Genomic DNA, 19590 nt, shown 5'->3' with positions numbered 1-19590 from the left:
TTGTTTGCTTCTTGCCCGCTAAACGGATCATTCTTTTCCAGGATCACCCCCTTAAAGAGCTTCAATAGTTGTTCCTCAAGCTAAGCATATCATGATGTACAAGGGTGTATGCGTTTGCATTTTGCCGATTGCCCATTCAAATTTTTACGTTTTCCTGGATCTGAAAAGCTTTTCAGACACGACAGAAAAATAAGTAAAACTTACTTTTCTCTGCAGGAATCTCGTACAATGAGCCGATGGGCTACTTTTTCCCGTAAAATGCCGTTGCTTCCCGTCGTAACCAGTTCATGCACCTTCTCCGCCGCGCGGTAACCCAATTCGTAAATCGGCTGCGCAATCGTCGTCAGCTTCGGAATGTACATGCTCGCTACCCGCAGGTTATCGAAGCCTATGACGGATACTTGATCCGGAACGCTGATGTTCCGATCGTTCAAATAAGATATGGTCCCCATCGCGAACTCGTCAGCTACACAGAAGACCGCAGTGATATCCGGGTATTCCGCAAACAGCTGGTCTGCCGCCTCATATGCATGCTCAAAACGGTGATTCGCATATTTGACCTTCTTGATGTTATACTCCAGTCCGCACTCCGTAAGCGCTTGCACAAAACCTTGGTACCGGGGTGGTCCGGATATGGAATTATCATGGTTGAAGCCGATCATGCCGATATCGGTGTGGCCCAGCCCAATTAAGTATTTGACCGCATCATACGCCGCAGTCTTATCGTCAATCTCCACGCTCGGAATGTCGTATTCATAGGAGTGGGAGGAGACGAGTACAAACGGGATCCGGCTTCCGGCCAGCTTCTCGTAATACTCTGGAAAAATGATATCACTAGCAAAAACGATTCCATCCACCTGCTTCTCATGAAACGCGTCGATGTAGGACAGCAGGCGATCCTTGTCGCGGTCTGTGTTGCAAATCATTAGACTGTAGCCAAGCTTGATGCAAGCATCCTGTACTCCTCGAATGATTCCAGAATAGTAAATATTCTCGATATCAGGGATCAGCAGGCCCAGCGTAAAAGACTTCTTGTAAATCAGGCCGCGCGCAAAAGAGTTCGGCTGATACTGCAGCTCTTCGATCGCATCCAACACGCGCCTCCGTTTACTTTCAATCACTGTATCCGGGGCGTTCATAACACGGGATACCGTGCTGATGGATACCTCTGCCATCTTGGCAACATCCCGAATTGTAGGTTTCATCTTCGTCTACTTCCTTTTTTGAAAAGCTTTTCAAGGTCATTATAGCAAGCCCTTTTTGGTTTGACAAGAACTTTTTAAAGCGCTTTCAAAATAATAAAAAAACATGCTTATTCATATCATTTAAACACAATTAATTGCATAATAAATACCCCTGATCTACAAGATATCAAGGGTATTTATTATGTCGATCCAGTTCTGATTAAGGCTCGATTCCCCAGGCCAGGACACCGTTGTTGTACAACGTTACTTTGTTCCAGTCAGTGTATGAGGTCTTGGTGGCATCGAAGGAGTAGTCGTTATTCTCATTGAAGTTGGACCAGTCGGATTTGGACATTCGCAACTGAATGTCACCGGTCTGCCCGCCCGGAGCAATGGTGCCTGCTGCGGCTGTGAAGCTGAGCTCGACATAGGTGTCTGCATTGGTGCCGGAAACGCTTCCGAAAGTCGCTTGAATGTTGCTCGTCCCCACCTGAGCCCAATCGACCCAGGCGTTCATCGTTTGATTGCCATCTTTCGTGAAGTAGTAGCGAATCTTCAGGTTACTTAGATTGACTGCGCTCGTTCCGTTATTTTTGATGTTAAAATACGGCTTGATTTGATTATCGCTAGCGTTAGTGTCTCCAGCCCGGTACTGTAAAACGAGTGAGCTGGAAGGCACTGGAGTGCCTTGCGGAGTTACGCTGACCTGAGAGGAGTCGGTGCTTGATCCCACGTTGTTCGCTGCGCTCACCACATAATAATAAGTGCTGCCGTTCGTCAGTCCTGTATTCGTGTAGCTAGTAGCCGTAACGTTGCTGGCAATGGTTGTGTAAGGCCCGCCGCTAACTGCTGCTCTTTTTACCGTATAGCTTGTTGCTCCGGAGGAAGCATTCCAGCTTAGTACGGCTTGTCCATTCCCTGCCGCAGCCGTTAGGCCTGTAGGAGCGGCTGGTGCAGTCGGCGCAGGAGGATTACCGTTATCCGGAACTGGCTGATAACCAGGTGTCGTATAAATTCCGCTAAGCTGAGACGTGGCAAGGGTGCCGTATGTGCTATTCACCACGGTTTTACCCCAGTCTGTCAAGCTTCCTGCCGGGCCAGTCACCAGATCCAAGTACTCGACGCCTCCGCCGTTGCCGTACCAGGACCAGGCAAGCCAGCCGACGCCTTTTTGTTGGGTATAACTCAAGATGGTGGCCTCATCGACATCGCCGCTAGTATGCTTATGGCCAAACTCCCCGATGATGACAGGTATATTCAGAGCCAAGGCATTATCGATGTTGCTCTTTACAGTCGCAGCGTTTCCGCCGGCGTATTCATACATATGAATGGAAAAGATCGTATTTTTCAGCGTATCGGTGCTGGCAACGGCCAATCCTTTCTCAAAGATAGAGTTCGGGTACTGTCCCCAGCCTGCGGCATCCACTACGATCGTATTCTTAATGCCTGCATTGCGGAGAGCCGGAATTGCTGCCTGGTACCCGCTTGCCCACGCATCCGAGCTCCACGATCCAAACCATTCATTGGCAATGTTGACGATAACGCGATCCTCTTTCCCGATCAACGCATCTTTAATGCTAATCCAATAGTCCACGGCGCGATTCAGCGTAGTAGTGGAATCCGAGCCCGTCGCATCATGTACTTCGAGCATCGTAATGAGCTTATATTGATCACATAAGGCGATAATATTCTTAACAGAAGCGACATCGTCCTTCGTCCACTGTCCCCCATCCGACAATACGATCCGCACGGTGTTAGAGCCTGTCGCGGCGATCGCAGGAATGGCGGCTGCCAAATCATTCTTGAACCAGGTGTGGGCGTGATTAACCCCTCTCATGACGAAAGGCTTGCCCGTCGCATCATAAAGCGTCGTACCGCTAACATAGAATCCCTTTACGGGCGTGGCTGCCGCAGATGCTTTCCCGCCGGGAACAATGGCCGAAGCTGCGATGACGGTCATGGCAAGAAGCATCGTAGCAAAAGATTTCAACAGTTTTCTACTCATAAATAGAACCCTCCAATTCATAGTTTCGATATTAGGTAAGCGCTTACTTATCTGGCGTTACTAGAACCTCCTTTCTTCGAACAAATAGATAGAAATGGAAATTTCACTTTTCATCATACATTATTTGTAAACATAATTCTACAGTTTATTATATTTTGTTAGCGTTTTTATGATAACAAATATCACGGTATGTGGGAGCAGAAACCTTTGCAGCAAAGACGTAGCAAAAAAAGAGTTATCCAGCTTATAAAGCTGCTAGATAACTCTTTTACTGTATCTGTCTCTTATGCTATTCATCAGTATTATATCTGCTCAAATCCTCCAACAAGTCAACGGCCGCATGATTTGGCGTAATGTTGTCCATTATAGTGATCAACCTATCATATGATTCAACCAATTGCTCTTTTGCTTCATCTACTAGAGCCTGATCCTCTTCGTTTAATGCCTGAACAGAGTTCTGACGATAATAATCACGGTACTCGGATAGCTGCTGTAACAGCTTGTTAAATTTTTCGTTTTGAGAGGCCTGCCCCTTCTCAGAACTCTGCTGCCTCAAATAGCCGTAAATAGTCGCATCAATTGTGCTGCCTTGTCTGACGGACAGATGCGACCACATGGTTCCTCCCCCATCCGCATAATAATGCAACTCGAACCAATAAGTATTGACGTCTGAAATGCTTGTTCTCAATTCGGCTGCTAGATTCTTCGATGAGTTATTTTCCGCTATGAAATCGTTCAGCTTATCCGTATAACATTGCCCAAGCTCCGAATAAGCATCATCGATTCCCGCTTCGGAGTAATTCTCAACATTCTGTTCTAGCCAGGCTTCAAAGATTGCATCAACTTCCCCTACTTTCGTAATATCTACAGCTTGGCAAGCCTTGGATGGCGCGTTCTCAACATCAGTCTCTTGTGATTCCCATTTAAAAGTATCCAGCATCTTATCTACCTCAGACCTCATAACACGATATTGTTCCGCTTCTTTCTTGTTAGCAGGTTCGTTAGACCATAGTTTTGCGGTAATCAGTACATCCTCGTTTTCAAAAACAACCTGAACATCGTCTGGCCGGCTCAGCCCATCGCTTGGGTGGGAATATTCGATTTGAACCAGGGGATAAGCCCCCTTTTGACCCAAAAATGAAATAAGCTGCGTTTCCACGCTATTCTCTAATGAGATATGTCCTACCCAGTTTTCCGGAAGCTTAAAAGCCCCGTAATAGGAACGAATCTCCGTTGCACTAAATAATGTAGGCTCTTCGTCATAATACCCCCAAGAGCTCACCATCATCTTGGCTGATTTCTCAAAAACCTGTTCGGATGAAAAGATTACGCTTGCCCCTTTCACTGGATAGATCAGGTTGAATTCCTTCTCTTCCTCTTCGTCGGAAGGTACGGCCATAATCATCGTTTCTCCAGCTCGTTGCATAATCTCCGTAAATGACATTCCGGCCTTAACCTCGCCGAAGTGAATCGGGCTGATTTCGGCAATATCCACATGACTAATGGGAACTCCCTCCTCCTCCGTCAAATGAAATACCAGTCCAGCCTTCTCCAGCTTGAGCCATGCTGCCCCTGCATCGTCCGCTCCCTCTACAGGTGCTTCTTGAAAATCCTGCTGAAGCGTATCGATCAAAGATGCTTTATCCATTTCCATATAATGAATAAAGCGCTCGTAGAAGTCCTGGTTTTTCAAGTCATATGCAGCATCGAATTTAGCCCTAGTATCACTATTAGCAGTCGATGTTACCTCAGTCCCTCCTGACTTCAATGCTTTCCCTCCGCAAGCCGTTAACATAATGACACTTAATGAAATCAGCGTCCAGAATAATATTTTTCGTTTCACTTGATAGTTCCCACCTTTTTACTATTTTGACCGTAGACATTTCCGTCATCTGCAATAATTCGACGTACCGAAATGGGTTTTTGAGTTTTCAGCCAATACCCCTTAAGTTCAGATATTTTCACATTTCCTCCTTTGGAATTCGATCCACTTTCGTGAATAAACTTTCCATTCCCCAAATAGATTCCTACATGACCTACCTGGGATGAATTAGGCGAAGTAAATAGGATTAAATCCCCCTTCTTCAAGTTAGAAATATCGAAACTTCCGGCATCTTTTTTTCCAGCAGTCCACACTTCTAATCCAGAATTAATTTGAGTACGTGTATTAGCGCCAATGTCTATGTTTTCGCCTACATCCAGATCACGAAGGATCGTTCGATAAATAGCCGACGTAAAATCTGAACAGTCCATGGCTTTAGGAGGTGACTTGGGATCCATATACTTTGGCCGATTTCCGTCCATATAGTAGGGCACTTTACCTTCGAATTGTTTGGCCAGTTCGAGCACTTCTTCTCTTGCCCCCTCAGTTCCCTTTTTTGGTATATTAGTCGAGCCTGGGCTCGCAGGGGGAACGGAAGGAATCGTTTGGGGACTCTCTTGCTTAGGTAGATCTAGATCTATGATAGACAACAACATGACTGCAACCCCCGGGTTTTTATCCACCACAGGTCCATAGGTAAAAACACCGTCTTTATAGTACTTTCCTTCCAGTGGAATGTTCGAACCGCTAAATACATATACGCTGTTAACCTTATGATTAATGTAGCCCAGACCGTTATAATACTCAGCAAATGTCATCATTTGGGCGACATCCTTGGAAGTCTTATCTATGCCTACGGCATCACGTATGTATTTCTTTTGATTCAGCGCATGAATTGCCGCCTCTTCCCAATCTGTAAAAAAGATACCCTTGGGGACATTTACAGTTTTTTTGCCAAGCGGATCCCCGTTATGTAGATACTTACTAAAATCACCCGAGCTTTCTCTCCAATGTATAGCCGCAATCAGCTCTGGAGGAACACCCGTTTTTTGGGAAACTGTCTCGTATTTTTGTTTGTTTTTTGCATAGTGCTTTTGAAACATCTCTAATGAGTTCATAACTGCTTTATTGGATGTGTCCCGGGTTATATACGGAACAAGCCATTGATTGCGCTCGTATATAGCCTTGATCTTTTGGGTATTTCCTTTTATATTTTTGATTTTTACATTGGTCTCTGTCAATTTAGATAGATCAAGATTTTCCGGTGGCTTAGTTACTACATTCTCTGTTTCCGGCACCCTCAAATAATTCCCCGCAGGCCCCGCTCCCGTCCAAAAATGCATATAGCCTATGCCATCGACCATCGCCGGGGACAAGGCATACTTGTCCTTCAGAATCCCGCGAACCTTCTCCGCGTAAGCGTGGGCGCCGTCCATTTCTTTCGTCATGCCTTTGGCCTTGTACTCATGCCAGGCGACTTGGGCTCGACCAATCTCACCTAGCTGCTTATGTATTTCATTCAAATGCTTCTGTGCCCAGGCTCCTTGAGCTTCGCCCTTCAGAACCAAGCCAAGTAAGTATTGGTACTGGTTATCTTCCGGCATGAGGATCTGCACAAACTTGCCATCCTTCACGATCTGCATCGAAGGATCGTACGAGCACGCTTCGAGCGCACTTCCTTTAAAGTATTCACTTATGTTGACATGCGCGCTGTAGAGCTCCTCGTTAATGCCATAACCCTTCAAAACCTCTCGCTGCTTCGTCGCTTCTTTATGTGCTTGCTGCATCAAATATGTATTTCCAAACGCCTTATATACAGAATAAGCGACCTGGGCACGGGCAATGGTATTCCTCGCTTTAAAAATCGCATCAATCTTCTCCTTGGCCTCCTTCTTCTCTTCCTCCGTGCCATGGAGGGCAAGCTGATGCAGCTTCTGGACCTCGGGATCTTGAAATAACGCATCCTCTAAATAGCTGGAGAGACCTTCTCCAGTAAGTCCGCCATTTGCAGAATAATAAGAGGATGGGGGGATAGACTGATACTTCTGCTTCTTCGTACTGATTTTTGCCGTTTCCTCATCTTTTCGATAGCGTGCCGCCGCCTCTGTGAGCACCTTCGCTTTGTCCCGAAGCCCCACCGAAATGGCTTCTGCTTGTTTCTGAATCTCCTTCAAGAGACGCTCTATCTCATTCAGGTCACTCCTACCGTACAACTCCGGGTACTGGCTCTGCGTCTCACGTACTAGCTGGGAAATGGATTGATAGACATTCCGCTCCTCTCTTTCAACGAACTCTCCGAATCGTTTGGTTTGTGCAGATAGCTCATCTACTTTTTTGGGATCAACCTTAATACTCATTCATAGCTTCCTTTCAATAGATTCTTATGGTCTCTAGCAAGCTATATGTACTCCCATGGTGCGGTATCCAGCTTCCACTTACCCTCCATAGTCTCATATACGGCGTCTACTATAATAACTTCAGTCTCTCCATCGACATCAGGCACCTCAAACGTAATTTCACTTTTCTCTTTAAAATCCGTTATGCCAATCACTTTGGCCTCTTCCCATTCACGCAAGGAACCCACTTCATAAGGCAAGTAAACAAGCTTGTCGTTAATAACTTTGATTCCATTGGTATCTAACATTTCTCTGACCACAGATTCCGTATAGCTCGTTCTCAGATAGGCAGTTAACTTCTCCCTCGAATTTAAATCATCACAAAAGTAATAATAATACTCCTCTGCATCAGCCAACCTCTCCTCTAGAGAAACATTGCATTCTCCTCACGCAATTCCGCTCCCTTACTCTAACTGGAATGAGCATAATTATTGTAAATAAAGGGTTGCCCCATTATTTTCCTTAAACAAATAGTATAAGTTTTTTGAAGAGCTATAGCATGTGCCATTTTCCTTATTTGTAAAAAAAAGAACATGAAATATCCCTATTTTTATGAATAAAAGGCCACAGTCACCATTTTCGGTGCTGTGGCCTTTTCAACTTTATAGCGGAATCGTATAGAAAATACGCTTGCCTTTTTTATCCGCAAACCAAACCATCTGGTCGTTCATAATAATCGGGTCGCATTCGGAAAGTACGAATTTAGGAATACTGTTGATTTCACCAACAGCATTACCGCTGCCGTTAATTTCTACATACTTCACGCCAAGCGGCGTATGCTCATAATCAAATTCCTGCCACAGTACCATAAAACGATCATCGTTTATTTTTACTAGTTTTGGGATAGAACCAATATGATCCGTACCTGATGCATATTTCGCTATAGTTATGTTGCTAACTGCACTTCCGCTCAAATTAGAACGTGGCACAACAGCAAGCATGATATCGCGAACATCCTTATCAAGCCCGACCATATCGAAATTGGTATATGATTGCACCTTAGAGTGATCAACCTTGTTATAGGCAGTTATATAATGGGTAGAGGAAATCTCCAATCCCCCGAGAGAAACCCCCGTCATGTTAGCACCAATACTTCCAGGAATACGAAATAAATCTACCTCTTTATACTGTGATCCGTTCCCTTTATGAAGCACGATCGACCGGGGATACGCATCACCATGATCGACCAAGACATGTTCTTTTCCATCATATTTTACAAACTGGTCAAAGGAATGACTGACATGATTCTTTTGAAATTCCCCTGTATAGTTGGTTATGCTCATATTGGACGTATTAATCATTAAAGTAAGCTGGGACTGATGATTCTTACCATCTGAGGCTGTATATCTCAATCGTGACATATGTAATACAAGTTCATCGCCATTTTCAGCCATTCTGGGGGCTGCTGAACGGAACGGCTGTATTGTGTAGCTTTCCCCGCCTTTAACCGAGACACTGTCGATTCGATTAAAGCTTTTATCATAGCGAACAACTCGAATTACTTCCTTACTATCGTTCTCTTCCTCATTATCTTGTCCATAAGCAATATAGTTATATTTCTCCCCACTGTAAAAAGCCCCATAGTATGGCAATTCAAGAGGAAGCTCTTTACTTGAAATTGCTTCATAGTCCTTATTGTATGACTCGATTCGAACCTGCCCCTCATCTACGGTTACACTGCTGAACGTGCCATCGCTATTATTTATTAAATGGGAACGGATGGGCTCGCTCCATCTTGAGAAGTAAGGCTGAACAATATTGTCTTCCCCCACTCTTGTACCTGCTGCTTGATACGCATTCTCGGGCTGGTATGAGTCTACAACAATACTATTGGTTCCTGAATCAAAAGAAACATCAAATTTTAATACTTTAGCCAAATCCCTTAACTGAAAATAAGTGTTGTCCTCAATATTATAAGCCTGTATGGAATGAAGCTGCCCATCAATCATAATCTTTGCCGTGGATAGGTTGGCTACATATAGCTTGCCAGAACTAAAGTAAGGGGTACGGAAAGACTCATCGGCTGAATAAGCCTTGCCTGTCGTTAATTCAATCACATTCTGGCTATTGTTCCAGGTTATATCGAATTGGCTATCCGTCCCTGATAAATGACTTGCCAAATCACGCAAACGAAAATAATTGTAATTCTGAATGTTAAAGCCGGAGCTGTGAACAACCTCCCCATCAATGACCACTTTACTAGCGCTCACCGTAGCGGATACATTCCCTTCTGCATAACTCGCTGATACCCCTATAAATAAAAAGAGACATAGCGCTAACAACAACGTACAAATCTTTCTCATCTTGGCCTCCACTATTAAACTAAAATATTATCATCCCAATATCATAACATTATATAGTGGATATATCTGCTAGTATCGTAGTCATCGATTTGGTGGTTAAGGCTTCATTCTACTATTTGTCCATTTTTTCTCTTTTAGGAACGGGAATCCTAACGCCAACATATTCTAGTGTATGCCATTGCGTTCCAAAGGAGTGACTGCGTGTGAAGCGTGTGAAACCTATAAAAAGTCATGTGAAACAGCCGGCTAGAAAACATACTAAACCCGTAAAAATACGAAGTATCAGCGGTGGCGGTGGTGGCGGCAGTACGATTTCAACGAGCCAAAGAAACGAAATCGCGCTGCTTTCCGCCATTTTGTTTCTAATCGCCGCCGCGCTCAGCTTGTATGTGGCTTGGAATGATTTGAGATCCGGCGGTACCTCCGAAACGCTTATCTAACTGCGCAAAGACGCCAAGTAGACCGGGCGTCTTTTTGCATGAAATCAAATAAAGCACAGCACCCTCCCTCAAAAGGAAAATGCTATGCTTATTCTTCTACCCCTTAAACCAATTTCACCAAATGGTATTTCTTCTTCCCTTTGCGGACGATGATAAAGCGGCCTTCAATCGCCAGGTCGGCGGTAATCTCGAACTCCAGCTCATTGACCCGCTCCCCGTTCAGAGAGATCGCCCCACTCGTAATATCTTCACGCGCTTGACGCTTCGATGGTTCAATGCCTACGTCAACGAGCCAATCGACGATATTCTTGGACTCTTTGGCCGCTTCGAAGGTCGGCATTTCTTTGAAGCCTTGTTCGATTTCATCGGCGCTCAAAGACTTAATATCCCCGCTGAACAGAGCCGCGGTAATTCTCTTGGCTTGCGCCAGCGCATCCTCACCGTGTACGAACCGGGTCATTTCCTCGGCCAGCGTAATTTGCGCTTCGCGCTTATGTGGCTCGGTCTGCACCTTCTCGGCCAGAGCCTCAATCGCCTCTTTATCTAGGAACGTGAAGTACTTCAAGTATTTGACGACATCGCGGTCATCGGTATTCGCCCAGAATTGGTAGAACTCGTATGGCGTCGTTTTCTTCGGATCAAGCCAGACCGCACCGCCGGCCGTTTTGCCGAACTTCGTCCCGTCGGCCTTAAGCATGAGCGGAATCGTTAGGCCGAATGCTTTCGCTTCAGGGCCTACTTTTTTACGGATGAGATCCATCCCGCTTGTAATGTTCCCCCATTGATCGGAGCCGCCGATTTGCAGCTGCACATCCTCTTCCTGATACAGATGCAGGTAGTCCATCGACTGCAGGATTTGATACGAGAACTCTGTGAACGAAATTCCACTATCCAGGCGGCTTGCTACCACATCTTTGGCCAGCATCGCATTGATGCTGAAATTTTTCCCGTAATCCCGCAGGAAATCAATCACGTTTAACTGATGCGTCCAATCGTAGTTGTTCACCAATCTCAGCTCATTGTCCCCGTCGGTCATGAACAGCTTCTTCATTTGCGCGGTTAGCGCATCAACGTTAGCCTGCACCTGCTCCATTGTCTGCAGGCTGCGCTCGGATTGACGGCCGCTCGGATCACCGATCGTTCCGGTCGCGCCGCCAATGAGAATGACGGGCCTATGCCCTGCCAGTTGGAATCTTTTCAGCACGATAAAAGGAATCAAATGCCCGATATGCATGCTGTCTCCCGTCGGGTCCACCCCGCAATACAACGAAACTGCCTTCTCTTCGGTCAGTTTGCGGAGCCCCTCTGCATCCGTCTGCTGATTAATCGCCTCGCGCCATTCCAATTCATCGATAATATTCAACATGTTCAACTCCTATATTCGATAAAATAAAAAAACGTCCCCTAGTCTGTTTCAGACTAAAGGGACGATTGAATTAACCGTGTTACCACCCAATTTGTACGATGATATCAATAACCGGCAGCCGGCTCGTCATCATACCACTCTCAGCTCGTTATCGTGAGCCAACCCGCTTGGCATTACCCAAGATACTCCGGAATGTAATTCGCAAGGGATCAGTAATGCTGCCAGGTCGCATCGACCCCTGGCTTTCTGAGAACAGTGACTGCCCGCTACTTCGTTCCATCATCGTAACCACATATAAGTTTACAGAAAGTATATTGAATTGAAATTCAATTGTCAAATGTATTTTCCCCCTCGGGAAATGAATCATAAATCTTTGGTTATCATGATATCCATTTCCTTCTGCTGACGCTTACGGAGGTATTTCCGGCCTCTTGCCCACTCTTCTATCAAAATAATCAATCCAATTATAAGTAATACAATATACGCCGTCTTAGTTTCAATTCTGTTGGTTGTAAACATCCATGTTATCACAGCAGTGAACACTAGAGGGATGATGGCACCGAGTATGAAACTATTCCTGCTAGCCATAAAATACTGAACAGCCGACATACCAACAATGATGAAGAACACCGTTAAATCCGGCATCTATATCCCCTTCCTCTCTGCATTATATTTCTCGATAATAAGTCGTGCATCTTCTAAGGTAATACGTTCCTCAATGGCTAGTTTCTTAACGAAATTAACCAAAGGTTGTGATTCATCATCCTGAGCTAATTCAATTTTTTGAATCAGCCTGTCTAATCTGATGCGAACAGTAGGATAAGAAACCTTGTACGCTTTTGCAAGATCCTTCAAGGAACCAGAATTCATAATGAACTTACGCATAAATTCGATATCCTCTGCATCCAAGGATAAAATCCACGAAGGAATATTTCTCTCACCCATCTATCTCCCTCCCTTGTTTCCTAGGATAACCAAAATATTAATAAAAGTAAACATTATTTACGTTTATTTTTTAACTTTATTTAATTATATTTAATTTTATTCAATAAATCAGGAGTTGTAAAAGGAAAATTGTTAATGGAATCTTGGGGGTTACAGGAATGTTCAACCAGAAAAATTAATAAAGAAGGGGCTGTTTAAGCCCCTTCTTCATCGTATTAATCGGTATTTTTTATTTAGCTCGACTGCTTCCCGTCAATTGCACATAACAAGACGCTTGCAGCAAGTCCAAGGCGGCGATCAAGCGTGTGAGACGGGTCGCTGGAGAAATCCACATTAATTTTCGTGACCAACGGATTGAAATTTTGCTTAAAAGTAGTCACCGTACTGCCATTTATTTCTACGTTATAAGTTTGCGGAATTAAGCTGCTGAGGAACCGCCGCAGCAGTGCTAGTAGCCTGCTATCCTCTTTGATCCGCCCGATCTCGGCCTCGCCCGTATTCAGTATGATCCATTCATCTTTCAAAATAGACTTAAATCCCTTTCTGCGCAGGCTTCCGACATGCTCGCCCGTACGCGCATCCTGAACATCGTAGGTCGCGGAGAAATCGATCACGTTACGCGCCTTGATCGTCAGCAATTCCTCACTCATGCTCTCATCGCTGTACAGCCGAATATCCTCCTTGAGCTTAAAGGCCTTCATTTGGGAATACATGACGAGCTCTTGATTGGCATTATAAATATGGAACCTGGCACCCAGTACGGAAATTATCTTTTGTCTTACCAAATATTGATCATAACTGAACTTATTATCCACTTTTCGCGATGGCCTCCCATGAACTTTATTATTGTTTATAATACGTCAAGCTAGAGGCTCTGTATATAAAGTCCATGGCAAATTTTCCGAATTATAGTTGCTAAAGAAATGTGTTGTCCCAGTGGACTTTTCATGCCGAAATGTCTTTCAAATAGTGGACACCTGAAATATATCTGCGCCATCTGGGAACATCTATATATAGATTTCTATAATATTCAAATACAATATGTAGTCAGCGCAATGAGGTGGATGTTGTTTTTCTTAGTGTCCACATTTGCATGGACATTCATTGTTAAGACGTCCACACTATACGCACAAAAAAACCATCCCCCTCTAATTTAATAACGAAATTCCCACCCCGTCGCGCCCCCAAGTTAACGTTTAGTTTAGTTAATTTAATTTAATTCAATGCAATATAAATGTGAATTTCGGCGTTCTCCATGTCTCCACCGCTTTGATACTCCTCAAAATCGCTGCTGAATTTTCTATCCAGCTCCATTGACCACAGCTTCATCCAAAATTCAGCCACCGCCTGCTGCATATGACCTCGCACAATAAATTTAGCATATTTCCCCGCAGGGATCGTTTCGATCTGAATCGCAGCCTCTTCTAAACTTTGCTTGGCATCAGAGTCCCCCGCTCCTAGCACTTCGCAGCATACGATCACATCATATTCGCCACGAACATCCATCTCATAATGGGTGTATAAGCCAATGCTTTTATCATTCCGTTTGCCAGGTATCGAGTGGTAAATTCCATCCTGATAAAACCTCTGCCAGAGTTCACCTATCTTTTGGCTCATATGAGGATCGTTGTTGCTGGTTCTGATCTGGATCCCTGCGACTGTTTTTTCTTCTACATGCACTATTTCATAATTCATGGGCTATACCTCGCTTCATTTGATATTGAGGTCAGTATAGCAGCCCTAATTGGACAACAGTATGTCATATTATAAAAAATAGCTCATGAATATTTTCCTAAACTGGCCTCCAGCTTTCGCTTTATGATATTCCGGACATGCTCCGGTTCTATCACCTCAGCGGCATCACCATAGGACATGATGTACCCGTACACCCATTCATCCTCAACATAGGTAACCTCTACATTAAAGCTTCCGTCCGGATTTTTAGTGATACCATGCTGGTCAAATTCATCATAAACCCTATAAGCCATGCTGGGCTCAATTTTTAAAACAAGCTTTACCGTTCGATGATTCATATTGGAAGGATAACTCCAAATTTCCCCCGGCCTCTCTCTGATAAATGTTTCTTGAGAGCAAGCCAGATTTTTGATTCGGCTCACTTTGAACATTCTAAAGTCATTTTTCAACCTGCAAAATCCATAAATATACCAGCCTTGTCCTTTAAAAATCAGCTTTACAGGCTCTGAGATTCTCTCGGTTTTTTCTCCATAGGAACTATAGTAGTCAAAGGCCACTACATTTCTGTTCAAAATCGCCGTTTTCAATAAGTTGAACTTCTCCTGCTCCGAAGCATCAGAGCCCCATCGGGAGAAATCGACATCAATCCAGCTGGTGGACTCTTTGTTGAATATGGCTGCGAGTTTATTCAGCACGGGCTCAACATCTGGAACATTCAGGGCATTCAAGCCTTGAAGCGAAGAGAGGATGTCCACCTGCTCCTTGTCTGACAGCATTGATTTGCCCAGCACAAATTGATCAAGCAGACGAATACCTCCGCCCGTCCCCTTACTCGTATATACAGGGATTCCCGCCGCGCTTAGTGTATCTACATCCCGGTAAATCGTCCGCTGCGATACTTCGAACTGCTCGGCTAATTGCTTGGCGGTTACCTGCTTTTTGTCCAATAAAATATACACAATTTCAAGCAGTCTGTTTATTTGCATCTTTCGTCACCCCAGCCTATTTTACCCAAGTGTATGGGCCGATGCTGTAACCAATAATCTTCTTTCACGTATATGATGTAAGCATCATCCGTCCACTAAACAACTAGAAATTGAGGGAAGCCAACAATGAATGAGGTAATTACAATTCAAGCCAATACATCGTATCAACGGGCTGAGCAGAAGGCAGTTCAGTATTATGCCTCTCTCCAAATGCGGGCTATGGATGATACGTATGTTCAAACTTTGACAACTGATATTCAACTATGGAAAAAAAGCCATGTTCCTCGCTCCTGGCATGATTGGCTTCCACGTGGCAGCAAGACGCCCGATGCACTGGGCTATCATAAATATATCGGCTGGCTGAATCGCACCGGAAAATTAGACGGCTATCTAGATCGAAGCATTTCTTATATTTACATGCGTGACCTGGGCAAAGCTCTGGATTCTTCAGATACCCAAGCTCGCATAGAGCGTACAGCAGCAGATGTTAAAAAGTACCTGCTTCGCTACACCGGCTCCAAACAGGGAGACCAGCCTGAATTTATGAATATGACTGGACTTTACCGATGGGCCCAGAAAGAGAACATAGAAGACGCAGTAATCTGGCTAATCGATAAACTGAACAGCGTATCCTCTCATATCCCTCAGGGAATGGATGCGGAGCATGCCCAGAGAAAACTGATGAAAATCATCATCGGCGTCGTACTTCATGTCATGGATGAGATGACCGATAGCCTGCCGGCTGATGAGCGCTCGAAGCGGCTTGATGAGGCGATCCGCCTCGGTTACTCCTATGGCCTGACCTATCCTTTTATCGACGATCTCCTTGATTCTCAAATTTTGAATGCTGAGGAAAAAGAACAATATTCCCGTATGATAAGAACCGCCCTGCTTACCGGCTCTGTTCCGGATTCTGGGGAGTGGGACGGCGAGCACAGGAATTTCATCCATTATGTATATTCGGAGCTTCGGGAGGCTTTTGAGTATATTAGGAGCTGCCAGTCGCCGGAAAATATAAATACTTTCTTTGAGCAAGCCTATGTATTTTTTCATGCTCAGGATCTGGACCGCGTTAAGGAGCTGTCCAATCCGGCCTACACAAACGAGGAGCTGTACCTGCCTGTTATTTTGAAATCATCTTCTTCCCGTTTGATTGTCCGTTCTGTCATTGGCGCACCCGAGGATGAAGGCTTTGAGCAGCGAACGTTCTATTACGGAATCTATAACCAACTCGCTGATGATTTTGCGGATATGTTTGATGATATAAAGGCGGAAGCCATAACGCCCTACACGTATTATTTGCAATACAGCAAGCAGCGTCCGGACCTGATGAATCCCTATGAATTATACTGGACGGTCATTTCCTATCTGATCCATAACGTGTATCGTTCCGATGCCAAGGCCCGCGAGGTCATCCTGAATCGGGCCATCAACGGGTTAAAACGCTTCAAGGATCGCCTTGGGGAAGCCAAGTATAACGAAACCATGAGCATCTTCGCCTCGGGAGCTCCGGAGTTCAACCGGCTCATACAGCGTATGGTTCAGCAAGCGGACGATGTGGACTTTCTTGACAAACTGCTGCGAGATCAGATCGTAACCGTACTGAGAAACAGCAGCAAAGAGAAGGATAGCTTTCTCGATACGGTCCAGGCTGTCCGCCGCCAGATCAATCAACAGTTGCAGATCCCTAAAGAAGGAGCGATCCCGCCCGTCACAGATTCGTTAATTGATGCCGCGAACTATAGTCTTCAAGGGGACGGCAAGCGCCTTCGGCCTATTCTAACATGGGTCATGGGGGTACAAGAATACGGGCTCAAGCCTGCGGCGATCATGCCGCTGCTGAAGTCTTTGGAATATATGCATACCGCTTCTTTGATCTTCGATGATCTGCCCTCACAGGATAATGCGCCTACCCGCCGGGGACGCCCGACTCTCCATCAGGTTCATAATAGCGCCACTGCGGAGCTGACGGGTCTGTATCTGATTCAAAAAGCCGTTGAAGAGCAATCCTCCCTGAGCAGTTTTGATGCCAAAGCCGTACTCGCCCTGATTCGATATTCATCCCAAAAGGCCGGCGAAATCTGCATGGGTCAGGCCATGGATTTAGAAGCCAGAGGACAATTGTTAACCCTTGAGCAGTTGAATACGGTATGCTTTTACAAAACAGGGATCGCCTTTGAAGCCTGTCTGGTGATGCCTGCCATTCTAGCTCAAGTCAATGAGACGGAAATAGCATCATTAAAAAAATATGCTTACCATGCGGGCATCGCCTTTCAGATTAAGGATGATTTGCTGGACCTGGAAGGCGAAATGAGCTTATTGGGAAAGCCCGTTCGTCAGGATGTTGAAAACAACAATTCGACCTTTGTAACCCTTCTAGGTCAAGATGGAGCCCGTAGGGCGATGTGGGAGCACTATTGCCTGGCGATGGAAACATTGAATGAAATACCGCGAAACAACGTTTTTCTTAAGCACTTATTAAATTATATGGTGAGCAGAGATAGATAAGGTGCTGAATGCTCCATTCCGTACGTTAGATCGTCATGATTCTGAGGGTTCGTTTAAAAGAGGTCGAATATCAGATCAATGACGTCTAACGTATTTATCTTTAGAAACTAGCGGCTCCCTCCATGAAGCTCCTGAACAAACACTTTATCCGCCTCAGCAAACTCAAATGAGCCAAGCTCACTCTTCCCTACCCAGCAGTACTCATCATGATCGACTAATGTAATTGTCCCAGCTTGATACGTTGACTTCCAGGCAAACAGCCGGATATGTACATCTCCATACCAATGGTCATTTACGCCAACAAATTCATAGGGTTCAATCTCTATGTTCATTTCTTCCCTAAGCTCTCGGCGAAGGCACTCCTCACCGGACTCGCCCTCTTCGATCTTCCCGCCCGGAAATTCCCACAGCCCTGCTTGGGACTTTCCCTCTTTTCGACGTGCGATTAGCAGTTGCCCTTGCTTATTCTCGATTATTGCTGCCGCGACTTGGATCATGCAATCACCTCACATTAATTCTGGGACAAGTATACAACAAAAAACACACCCTCCTCCAATCGAACCAGCCGATCTAAGGAAGGTGTGCCGACAAACATGATATACGCAACAATGCTAAGTTAAACGCCCCGCTATTCTTGCTCTCATCTTATAGAGTTCCGGCAGCATGACCCCAAGCAAAACGATGATGACACCGCCCCATTGCAGCATCGTCACATGCTCGCGAAGAACGAACGAGGAGAGCAGTACGGCAACCGGCAGCTCAGCAGCTCCCAGTATTCCCGCCATTCCCCCACCGATATGAGGGACGCCTATCGCAAACAGCACCGGAGGGATGAAGGCTCCGAACAAGCCGAGCAGGAAACCGAATAGCAGCAGCTGGCTCCACAATAAACCGTTAAATAAGAAGTACGGCGGAAACAATATGAACACCAGCACCAGCCCGCCGGTAATCATCCAAGCGCTGCGGTAGGCCGGGTGAACCGCCGGCATCGCTTTGCCGCTAAATAGAATAAACAACGTGTAGCTGACAGCCGATAGCAGCCCAAGCGCAATGCCAATCATGGGGAAATGCGCCTCTTTCTGCTCCATAAGTCCAGCCGCGAGCAGCGTACCTCCGAGCAGCAATACCAATGTAAACAGCATGATTCCATTCGGACGCTGCCGCTTGCTAACCGCTTGGATCAGGACACTGATCCATGTGAATTGAAAAAGCAGCACAATCGCCAGCGAAGCGGGAATATAACGTAGCGAATGATAATATAGCAGCCCCGTAATCGCAGTCGGCGTCCCGGCCAGCATCAGCAGCAATCTATACTTCCAGGTTAGCTTGGGCGAATGATCCGCCGATGCTGCCGATTTCGCCGAACCTGCTGTCGACTCCGCTGCTGCCCCCAGTCGTTTGTCCTTGTTGCGACGTTCTTTCAATGCGGTATACATCGCCAGCAGCCATGCCAAGATGCAGCCCGTCAACAGTTGCGTCCCCACCACTTCACCAAGTTGATATCCTTGACCATATGCGAGTACAACAATGGTCGACAATATGCCATAGCTGCTCGCTCCAATTAATACGGATAATAGGTATTTCATTTTCATTTCCTTGCAAATCCTCCCTAACCTAAATCAAAATATGCCCAGAAACACAAAAAATCCTAGCTGCGAAATAAGAATCGGCAATGCCATTCTCATTATCGTAGCTAGGAAGTTACGGCTTCCAGTAGAAACCCTCGCACCGTTCTATCATGCTAATTCAGCGAGGTTATACGAAAAAAATATATGCGATTGTCACTAACCATGTCACATCTTACACGACAAGCAAGAAGGTGTCAATCCTTATAAATTTCCATCCATTCCGTAAGCCGCAGCAGCTCCACGGAGTAGATAGGTTAGCAAAAAAGCGATTCCGGTATGTCGCAAGTAGAACGATGTATACTTTGAGGTAGC

16 protein-coding genes and 1 riboswitch are annotated in these 19590 nt (G+C 45.3%); of the genes, 2 read left to right on the top strand and 14 right to left on the bottom strand.

The window, feature by feature from the left end; all coding sequences use genetic code 11:
- Positions 1 to 200: 200 nt before the first annotated feature.
- From ACYUJT_RS00250 to ACYUJT_RS00225, 6 genes are all read right to left on the bottom strand, one after another.
- Positions 201 to 1205, bottom strand: coding sequence for a LacI family DNA-binding transcriptional regulator (locus tag ACYUJT_RS00250; RefSeq protein WP_460317863.1), 1005 nt, complete (start codon positions 1203 to 1205; stop codon positions 201 to 203).
- A gap of 199 nt (positions 1206 to 1404) precedes the next feature.
- Positions 1405 to 3189, bottom strand: coding sequence for a cellulase family glycosylhydrolase (locus ACYUJT_RS00245; protein ID WP_460317861.1), 1785 nt, complete (start codon positions 3187 to 3189; stop codon positions 1405 to 1407).
- A 289-nt stretch (positions 3190 to 3478) separates the two neighbouring features.
- Positions 3479 to 5032 (bottom strand): hypothetical protein, encoded by a 1554-nt coding sequence (locus ACYUJT_RS00240; protein ID WP_460317860.1) that lies wholly within the window; start codon positions 5030 to 5032, stop codon positions 3479 to 3481.
- Positions 5029 to 7368, bottom strand: a complete 2340-nt coding sequence (locus ACYUJT_RS00235; protein ID WP_460317858.1) for a C40 family peptidase — start codon at positions 7366 to 7368, stop codon at positions 5029 to 5031. Before ACYUJT_RS00235 ends, ACYUJT_RS00240 begins: the two co-directional genes overlap by 4 nt.
- 41 nt (positions 7369 to 7409) lie before the next feature.
- A complete protein-coding gene (locus tag ACYUJT_RS00230) occupies positions 7410 to 7763 on the bottom strand; it encodes a DL-endopeptidase inhibitor IseA family protein (protein WP_460317857.1) in 354 nt (117 codons plus the stop codon).
- A gap of 246 nt (positions 7764 to 8009) precedes the next feature.
- Complete coding sequence (locus tag ACYUJT_RS00225) at positions 8010 to 9710, bottom strand: hypothetical protein (RefSeq protein WP_460317856.1); 1701 nt, start codon at positions 9708 to 9710, stop codon at positions 8010 to 8012.
- Positions 9711 to 9913: 203 nt separating this feature from the next.
- On the opposite strand from ACYUJT_RS00225, the gene ACYUJT_RS00220 reads away from it, so the two are divergent.
- Positions 9914 to 10150 (top strand): hypothetical protein, encoded by a 237-nt coding sequence (locus ACYUJT_RS00220; RefSeq protein ID WP_460317855.1) that lies wholly within the window; start codon positions 9914 to 9916, stop codon positions 10148 to 10150.
- Between the two features lie 103 nt (positions 10151 to 10253).
- Here ACYUJT_RS00220 and tyrS read toward each other — a convergent pair whose 3' ends face one another.
- The 6 genes from tyrS to ACYUJT_RS00190 all read right to left on the bottom strand — a co-directional run bounded on the left by tyrS (position 10254) and on the right by ACYUJT_RS00190 (position 15142).
- Positions 10254 to 11513 (bottom strand): tyrosine--tRNA ligase, encoded by a 1260-nt coding sequence (gene tyrS / locus ACYUJT_RS00215; RefSeq protein WP_460319711.1) that lies wholly within the window; start codon positions 11511 to 11513, stop codon positions 10254 to 10256.
- Between the two features lie 366 nt (positions 11514 to 11879).
- On the bottom strand, positions 11880 to 12161 hold the full coding sequence (locus tag ACYUJT_RS00210) for a hypothetical protein (RefSeq protein ID WP_460317853.1): 282 nt from the start codon (positions 12159 to 12161) through the stop codon (positions 11880 to 11882).
- Positions 12162 to 12461, bottom strand: coding sequence for a DUF2089 family protein (locus ACYUJT_RS00205; protein WP_460317852.1), 300 nt, complete (start codon positions 12459 to 12461; stop codon positions 12162 to 12164). It abuts the gene before it with no gap.
- A gap of 233 nt (positions 12462 to 12694) precedes the next feature.
- Positions 12695 to 13276 (bottom strand): hypothetical protein, encoded by a 582-nt coding sequence (locus tag ACYUJT_RS00200; protein ID WP_460317850.1) that lies wholly within the window; start codon positions 13274 to 13276, stop codon positions 12695 to 12697.
- 400 nt (positions 13277 to 13676) lie between these two features.
- Positions 13677 to 14156: a GyrI-like domain-containing protein gene (locus ACYUJT_RS00195; RefSeq protein WP_460317849.1), complete on the bottom strand. Its 480-nt coding sequence runs from the start codon at positions 14154 to 14156 to the stop codon at positions 13677 to 13679.
- 83 nt (positions 14157 to 14239) lie between these two features.
- Entirely contained in the window at positions 14240 to 15142 is a 903-nt protein-coding gene (locus ACYUJT_RS00190) for a helix-turn-helix transcriptional regulator (protein WP_460317848.1), read from the bottom strand.
- Positions 15143 to 15268: 126 nt separating this feature from the next.
- Here ACYUJT_RS00190 and ACYUJT_RS00185 point away from each other — a divergent pair, with 126 nt between their 5' ends.
- Positions 15269 to 17650 carry a polyprenyl synthetase family protein gene (locus tag ACYUJT_RS00185; RefSeq protein WP_460317847.1) on the top strand — a complete coding sequence of 794 codons (2382 nt, stop codon included), beginning with the start codon at positions 15269 to 15271 and terminating at the stop codon, positions 17648 to 17650.
- Between the two features lie 107 nt (positions 17651 to 17757).
- Here the strand turns inward: ACYUJT_RS00185 and ACYUJT_RS00180 are convergent, their stop codons facing one another.
- A complete protein-coding gene (locus tag ACYUJT_RS00180) occupies positions 17758 to 18147 on the bottom strand; it encodes a (deoxy)nucleoside triphosphate pyrophosphohydrolase (protein ID WP_460317845.1) in 390 nt (129 codons plus the stop codon).
- Between the two features lie 114 nt (positions 18148 to 18261).
- A complete protein-coding gene (locus tag ACYUJT_RS00175) occupies positions 18262 to 19236 on the bottom strand; it encodes an EamA family transporter (protein WP_460319710.1) in 975 nt (324 codons plus the stop codon).
- 84 nt (positions 19237 to 19320) lie between these two features.
- A riboswitch (purine riboswitch) is annotated at positions 19321 to 19433 on the bottom strand.
- Positions 19434 to 19590 lie beyond the last annotated feature (157 nt).

The sequence above is a fragment of the Paenibacillus sp. YSY-4.3 genome, assembly GCF_054767475.1.
The sequence above is the reverse complement of the archived record's forward strand: the minus strand, read 5'-3'. Positions and strand labels throughout refer to the sequence as shown.

Coding starts and splice junctions, on each gene's coding strand:
- ACYUJT_RS00235 (WP_460317858.1), bottom strand. CDS start 7,368: ATGAGTATTAAGGTTGATCCCAAAAAAGTAGATGAGCTATCTGCACAA.
- ACYUJT_RS00225 (WP_460317856.1), bottom strand. CDS start 9,710: ATGAGAAAGATTTGTACGTTGTTGTTAGCGCTATGTCTCTTTTTATTT.
- ACYUJT_RS00195 (WP_460317849.1), bottom strand. CDS start 14,156: ATGAATTATGAAATAGTGCATGTAGAAGAAAAAACAGTCGCAGGGATC.
- ACYUJT_RS00180 (WP_460317845.1), bottom strand. CDS start 18,147: ATGATCCAAGTCGCGGCAGCAATAATCGAGAATAAGCAAGGGCAACTG.
- ACYUJT_RS00245 (WP_460317861.1), bottom strand. CDS start 3,189: ATGAGTAGAAAACTGTTGAAATCTTTTGCTACGATGCTTCTTGCCATG.
- ACYUJT_RS00210 (WP_460317853.1), bottom strand. CDS start 12,161: ATGCCGGATTTAACGGTGTTCTTCATCATTGTTGGTATGTCGGCTGTT.
- ACYUJT_RS00250 (WP_460317863.1), bottom strand. CDS start 1,205: ATGAAACCTACAATTCGGGATGTTGCCAAGATGGCAGAGGTATCCATC.
- ACYUJT_RS00175 (WP_460319710.1), bottom strand. CDS start 19,236: ATGAAATACCTATTATCCGTATTAATTGGAGCGAGCAGCTATGGCATA.
- ACYUJT_RS00190 (WP_460317848.1), bottom strand. CDS start 15,142: ATGCAAATAAACAGACTGCTTGAAATTGTGTATATTTTATTGGACAAA.
- ACYUJT_RS00185 (WP_460317847.1), top strand. CDS start 15,269: ATGAATGAGGTAATTACAATTCAAGCCAATACATCGTATCAACGGGCT.
- ACYUJT_RS00205 (WP_460317852.1), bottom strand. CDS start 12,461: ATGGGTGAGAGAAATATTCCTTCGTGGATTTTATCCTTGGATGCAGAG.